This is a genomic window from Pseudomonas sp. UBA4194, from assembly GCF_002379585.1.
Lineage (GTDB): Bacteria > Pseudomonadota > Gammaproteobacteria > Pseudomonadales > Pseudomonadaceae > Aquipseudomonas.
The window spans coordinates 21,021-27,174 of record NZ_DFUE01000014.1 but is presented as its reverse complement, the minus strand read 5'-3'; the positions used below and the strand labels follow the sequence as shown (position 1 = coordinate 27,174).

Annotated in this window: 6 protein-coding genes; 3 read left to right on the top strand and 3 right to left on the bottom strand. The window is 63.5% G+C overall.

Annotated features, from left to right (window positions below):
• Positions 1 to 424: 424 nt before the first annotated feature.
• The 3 genes from B3397_RS03215 to B3397_RS03205 all read right to left on the bottom strand — a co-directional run bounded on the left by B3397_RS03215 (position 425) and on the right by B3397_RS03205 (position 3,386).
• On the bottom strand, positions 425 to 1,918 hold the full coding sequence (locus B3397_RS03215; protein WP_296247253.1) for a YifB family Mg chelatase-like AAA ATPase: 1,494 nt from the start codon (positions 1,916 to 1,918) through the stop codon (positions 425 to 427).
• A gap of 143 nt (positions 1,919 to 2,061) precedes the next feature.
• Positions 2,062 to 2,985, bottom strand: coding sequence for a LysR family transcriptional regulator (locus tag B3397_RS03210; RefSeq protein WP_296247252.1), 924 nt, complete (start codon positions 2,983 to 2,985; stop codon positions 2,062 to 2,064).
• Between the two features lie 140 nt (positions 2,986 to 3,125).
• A complete protein-coding gene (locus B3397_RS03205; protein WP_296247250.1) occupies positions 3,126 to 3,386 on the bottom strand; it encodes an accessory factor UbiK family protein in 261 nt (86 codons plus the stop codon).
• A gap of 417 nt (positions 3,387 to 3,803) precedes the next feature.
• Between B3397_RS03205 and glnK the strand changes: the two genes are divergently transcribed.
• From glnK to B3397_RS03190, 3 genes are all read left to right on the top strand, one after another.
• Entirely contained in the window at positions 3,804 to 4,142 is a 339-nt protein-coding gene (glnK, locus tag B3397_RS03200) for a P-II family nitrogen regulator (RefSeq protein ID WP_002555808.1), read from the top strand.
• Positions 4,143 to 4,181: 39 nt separating this feature from the next.
• Positions 4,182 to 5,516, top strand: a complete 1,335-nt coding sequence (locus B3397_RS03195) for an ammonium transporter (RefSeq protein ID WP_296247248.1) — start codon at positions 4,182 to 4,184, stop codon at positions 5,514 to 5,516.
• 200 nt (positions 5,517 to 5,716) lie between these two features.
• The gene (locus tag B3397_RS03190) at positions 5,717 to 6,142 is read left to right on the top strand and encodes a secondary thiamine-phosphate synthase enzyme YjbQ (RefSeq protein WP_296247260.1); all 426 of its coding nucleotides are present in this window, start codon (positions 5,717 to 5,719) and stop codon (positions 6,140 to 6,142) included.
• The last annotated feature ends 12 nt before the right edge of the window (positions 6,143 to 6,154 follow it).

Below are 6,154 nucleotides of genomic sequence, written 5' to 3'. Positions count from 1 at the left end.
CTGTACGCCGCTCCTACGGGGATTCACCCCCCCGTAGGAGCGGCGTACAGCCGCGAAAGCGTCGGCCCAGGCGATACACATCCCAGATCATGGCCAGCCATGCCGGCCCCTTCGCGGCTTCACGCCGCTCCTACAGACACCACGCCCTCCTGTAGGAGCGGCGTGCAGCCGCGAAAGCGTCAGCCCAGGCGATACACATCCCAGACCATGACCAGCCACGCCGGCCCCTTCGCGGCTTCACGCCGCTCCTACAGACACCGCGCCCCCTCTGTAGGAGCGGCGTGAAGCCGCGAAAGCGTCAGCCCAGGCGATACACATCCCAGATCATGGCCAGCCATGCCGGCCCCTTCGCGGCTTCACGCCGCTCCTACAGACACCGCTAGGCCACGGTGCGTTGGATCGGCCTGCACACCGGTGCACTTGCCTATTGGGCGGTCGGACGGTATTGAAGGGCTTCCGCTACGTGGGCTCTACCGATGTCTTTTACCTGCTCGAGGTCGGCAAGGGTTCGGGCCACCTTGAGCAGGCGGTGGGCGGCGCGCAGAGAGAGGGTCAGGCGTTCGCAGGCGGTTTCCAGCCATTGCTCGTCGGCTGTGGATAACGTGCAGTGCGCGCGCAGGCCGGGCAGGTCGAGGAAGGCATTGGCGCAGCCTTGGCGGCGGTTCTGCAGGTCGCGGGCTTCGGCCACGCGGGCGGCGGCGGTGCTCGTGTCGTCGCCTGTTTGTGGGGTATGGCTGAGGGCCGTGGCTTCGCGAGCGACGGTGAGGTGCAGGTCGATGCGGTCGAGCAGGGGGCCTGAGAGCTTGTTGCGGTACCGCTGGATCTGGTCGCTGCCGCACTGGCACTTGCCACTGGGGTCGCCAAGATATCCACAGGGGCAGGGGTTCATCGCAGCGACGAGTTGGAAGCGGGCGGGGAAGCGGATCTTGTCCCGTGCCCGGGCGATGACGATCTCGCCTGACTCCAAAGGCTCGCGCAGAACCTCCAGGACCTTTCTGTCGAACTCGGGGAGTTCATCGAGAAACAGCACACCGTGGTGCGCCAGAGTGATCTCGCCGGGTTGCGGACGACTGCCGCCGCCTACCAACGCTGCACCTGAGGCCGAGTGGTGGGGGTGCCTGAACGGGCGCTGCGGCCAGTTCTTCAGCGGTACGTGACTGGCCACCGATTGGATGGCGGCCACTTCCAGCGCCTCGCGTTCGTCCAGCGGCGGCAACAGGCCGGGCAAGCGGCTGGCGAGCAGCGTCTTGCCGGTGCCCGGGGGACCGCTGAACAGCAGGTTATGGGCCCCGGCGGCGGCCACCAACAGCGCGCGTTTGGCGGCCAGTTGGCCTTGTACCTCGCTGAGGTCGGGGTAGGGCTTGCTCACCAGCAATAGCCCATTGGCGTTGTAGGGGCTGATGGGGTTGCGGCCATTGAAGTGGCTGACCAACTCCATCAGGTTGTCCGCGGCGATCACCACCAGATTGGAAGCCAGTGCGGCTTCTTCGGCATTCTCCTTGGGCACCACCAGTGCTCGACCCGCCTCCCGCGCGGCGAGGGCTGCCGGCAGTACACCCTGCACCGGTCGCACCGCACCGGAAAGGGCCAGTTCGCCCAGACACTCCACGTTGTCCAGAGTGATGGCTGGAATCTGTCCGCTGCCGGCCAGAATGCCCAGGGCAATGGCCAGATCAAAGCGGCCGCCATCCTTGGGCAAGTCTGCAGGCGCCAGATTCAAGGTGATCCGCCGCGCAGGAAACTCAAGCCCCGAGTTGATGATCGCACTGCGCACGCGGTCTTTGCTTTCCTTCACCGACGCCTCGGGCAGCCCCACCAAGGTCAGAGCGGGCAAGCCGTTGGCCAGGTGAGCTTCGACGGTGACCGCAGGGGCGCCCACCCCTACCTGGGCGCGGCTGTGAACGATGGCGAGGGACATGGGGGCTCCGTGCACTGAAATGAACCGCTTCCTGCGGGGTGGGCGCAAGCATAGTGACGCCGGCGATGGGTGCCACAGTGAAAGTGATTCGGGGTGCTACGGGAGGACTGCGATGAGGCGACCAGAGGCCGCCGAACGCTGGATCACATCGCCACCGGCGCCTGTCGATCACCCATGAACGCTTCCAGCCGCGCACGCAGCCAGCGCTCGGCGGGATCGGTATCGGTAATGCTCAACCACACCATCGACAAGTCCAATGTCGGCGTATCGAACGGCAGCGGTTCGTCGAACAGCAGGCCGCCGGCAGCCATGGCGCTGGCGGCATAGTCGGGCAGGCCGGCGAGCAGGTCGGTGCCGGCGAGCAAGGCGGGCAGGGAGCTGAATTGCGGCACCGACAGCACCACCTGCCGAGTGCGGCCGATTTCGTGCAGCCACTCATCGGCGATGCCGCTGGTGTGGGCGTTGGGCGACACCAGCACGTGGGGCCGCGAACAATATTCGTCCAGGGTCAGCGGGGCATCGGATTTATCCGCCCGCAGCACTCTCGGGTGCATACGCCGCAGCAGTTTGCGCTTGGCGTTGGCCGGCAGCCCGCGGGTCTGACTGATGCCGACCGTGATATCGCCCGACGCCAGCAGGTCGGGAATGCGCCAGTAGTCCACGTGCTGCACCACGAACACCACCTTCGGCGCTTCGGTACGCAGTGCCCGCAACACCTGGGGCAACAGGCCGAATTCGACATCGTCGGACAGGCCGATGCGAAAGGTCATGGTGCTGACGCTGGGGTCGAAGTCGTGGGTCAGACTCAGCGCCACGGACATGGCGTCCAGCGCGGGCGACAGGTGCTTGATGATCTCTTCGGCGCGCGCGGTAGGTTCCATGCGGTGGCCGATACGCACGAACAGCGGATCGTTGAACAGGGTGCGCAGGCGATTGAGGGCAGAGCTGATGGTGGGCTGGCCGAGGAAGAGTTTTTCCGCGACGCGGGTGACGTTGCGTTCCTGCATGAGGGTTTCGAACACCACCATGAGGTTGATATCAGCCTTGCGCAGCTCGTTGCGATTCATCGGCGGTAGCCCACGTGTCCTTGTTTGGGGTCGAGTGTAGGGAGGCGCGGGTGTGGGCGTCCAGAATTAACGGGGCCCAGGTTCGCGGCTGCATGCCGTTCGCGCAGGCGGCAAAACCGCCCTGGCCCCCAAACAGGGCATCACTGGCCGGCAGGCGTCAGCTTGGCTTCCAGTTCCGCCACCTTGGCTTCCAGGCTCTCCAATCGCGCACGGGTGCGCGCCAGAACGATCATCTGGCTGTCGAATTCCTCGCGGCTCACCAGGTCCAGCTTGCTGAAGCCCGATTGCAGCAGGGCCTTGAACTGGCTTTCCAGTTCCGCACGAGGCTGGGCGGTGTCGCCGCTGAACACGCGCGAGGCGTGATCGCTGAGGGCGTCGAGGAAGGCTTTGGGCGCGAGCATGGGCAAATTCCTGAGTCGAATTGGCCGGCATTGTAACACGCGCTGGCTATAGTCATTGGGCGGCGGGGCAGGTGCACGGTTTTCGCGCATCCGGGTCAACGTCGGCGCACTGTTGTTGTGCGCTGCCCATCATGGAGATGGCCGCGCGTACCTGAAAGACGAGCTCAAGCGCCGAAATTATTGAGTTCGAGCGACATGGCAAGCTTTCTGCTTAGTGCCAAGTGACCCATGCACTGATGTAGTCGCTGTGACACGCAGTGCTGAGCTTTGCGGGAAGTGTTTCGTCAGGAGCAGTTGTTTCTGGTGTCGGTCCGGGGATGCAGGATCGACGAAGCGTTACAAAGCCAGGCACTGCGCTTAGACTTGAGTCGGGTTTGTTTTCCTGGGGCAAGTCCACCAATTCGGGAGAGAGTTTTCATGAAGCTAGTCACTGCCATCATCAAGCCGTTCAAGCTGGACGACGTACGCGAGTCGTTGTCGGAAATCGGCGTGCAGGGCATCACCGTTACCGAAGTAAAAGGTTTCGGTCGGCAGAAAGGCCACACCGAGCTGTATCGCGGCGCGGAGTACGTGGTCGACTTCCTGCCCAAGGTCAAGATCGACGTTGCCATCGACGACAAGGATCTGGACCGCGTCATCGAAGCCATCACCAAGGCCGCCAACACCGGCAAGATCGGCGACGGCAAGATCTTCGTGGTCAATCTGGAACAGGCGATTCGCATCCGTACCGGCGAAACCGATACCGACGCAATCTAAAAAAAGCCGACCCAACACAACGCCCCAGGAGTAAACAATATGACTCTGCGTCAATTCGCAGGGCTAGGAGCCCTGTTGTCCCTCGTAACGCCTGGCCTGGCCATGGCCGAAGAGGCGGCAGCCCCCGTTCTCAACTCCGGCGACACCGCCTGGATGTTGACCTCTACCGCCCTCGTGCTGTTCATGACCATTCCCGGCCTGGCGCTGTTCTACGGCGGTATGGTGCGTTCCAAGAACGTGCTGTCGGTAATGATGCAGTGCTTCGCGATCACCGGCCTGATCAGCATCCTGTGGATGGTGTACGGCTACAGCCTGGCGTTCGATACCACCGGTATGGAACAAGGCGTGGTCAACTTCAACTCCTTCGTGGGTGGTCTTTCCAAGGCCTTCCTCAGCGGCGTGACCCCGGCCAGCATCACCGGCTCGGCGGCACTGTTCCCTGAAGCGGTGTTCATCACCTTCCAGATGACCTTCGCCATCATCACGCCGGCGCTGATCGTCGGTGCCTTCGCCGAGCGCATGAAGTTCTCCGCGATGCTGATCTTCATGGCCATCTGGTTCACCCTGGTCTATGCACCGATCGCGCACATGGTCTGGTCCGGCAACGGCGGCCTGATGTGGGACTGGGGCGTTCTGGACTTCGCTGGCGGCACCGTGGTGCACATCAACGCCGGTGTGGCTGGCCTGGTGGCGTGCATCGTGCTCGGCAAGCGCAAAGGCTACCCGACCACCCCGATGGCTCCGCACAACCTGGGCTACACCCTGGTCGGCGCGGCAATGCTGTGGGTCGGCTGGTTCGGCTTCAACGCCGGTTCCGCCGCTGCCGCCAACGGCACTGCGGGCATGGCCATGCTGGTTACCCAGATTGCTACCGCCGCTGCCGCACTGGGCTGGATGTTCGCCGAGTGGCTGACCCATGGTAAGCCCAGCGCACTGGGCATCGCCTCGGGTGTGGTGGCCGGCCTGGTGGCCATTACCCCGGCTGCCGGTACCGTGGGCCCGATGGGCGCCCTGGTCATCGGCCTGGTGGCTGGCGTGATCTGCTTCCTCTGCGCCACCACCCTCAAGCGCAAGATGGGCTACGACGACTCCCTGGACGCGTTCGGCGTGCACGGTATCGGCGGCATCGTCGGTGCGATCCTCACCGGTGTATTCGCAGCCCCTGCACTGGGCGGCTTCGGCACCGTGGAAGACATCGGTGCTCAGGTCTGGATTCAGCTCAAGGGCGTCGGCTTCACCGTGATCTACACCGCCATCGTGACCTTCATCATCCTCAAGGTGCTGGACATGGTCATGGGCCTGCGGGTCAACGAAGAGGAAGAGGCTGTGGGCCTGGACCTCGCGCAACACAACGAGCGCGGCTACAACCTGTAACCGTTCGGAAAAAAATGCCCGGCTTGCCGGGCATTTTTTTGCCTGCGATTTGTCATCTGCTTCAGGCTTTTGTGGTTTGCACGGGGTTTACCCTCGACGCTGGCAAATGTACGCATGCAGCGCACGGTAAAACAGTCGCCAGAGCCTCTTTGCTTTTTCCCAGAGCGCGCTAGAATGCGCCCCGAATGGACGAGAACGGTATGTGGCAACAGACCCTCATCACCTTGCGCGCAAGGCCCCGAGGCTTTCACCTGGTGACGGACGAACTGCTGGCGCAGTTGCCCCATCTGCGCACCTGCGGTACCGGGTTGCTGCACCTGTGGCTGCAACATACCTCGGCGTCGTTGACCATCAACGAAAACGCCGACCCGGCGGTTCGACGGGACTTCGAGCGCTTCTTCAGCCGGCTGGTGCCTCAAGGCGGCAACGGTTTCGAGCATAACGACGAAGGGCCCGATGACCTGCCGGCGCACTTCAAGGCCAGTTTGCTAGGCTGCCAGTTGAGCATTCCGGTCACCGATGGGCGACTGGCGATGGGTACCTGGCAAGGTGTTTATTTAGGCGAACATCGCGACCATGGCGGTGCTCGCAGGGTGCTTGCCACGTTACATGGCGAGAGCGCCTAGACCGCTGGTTAC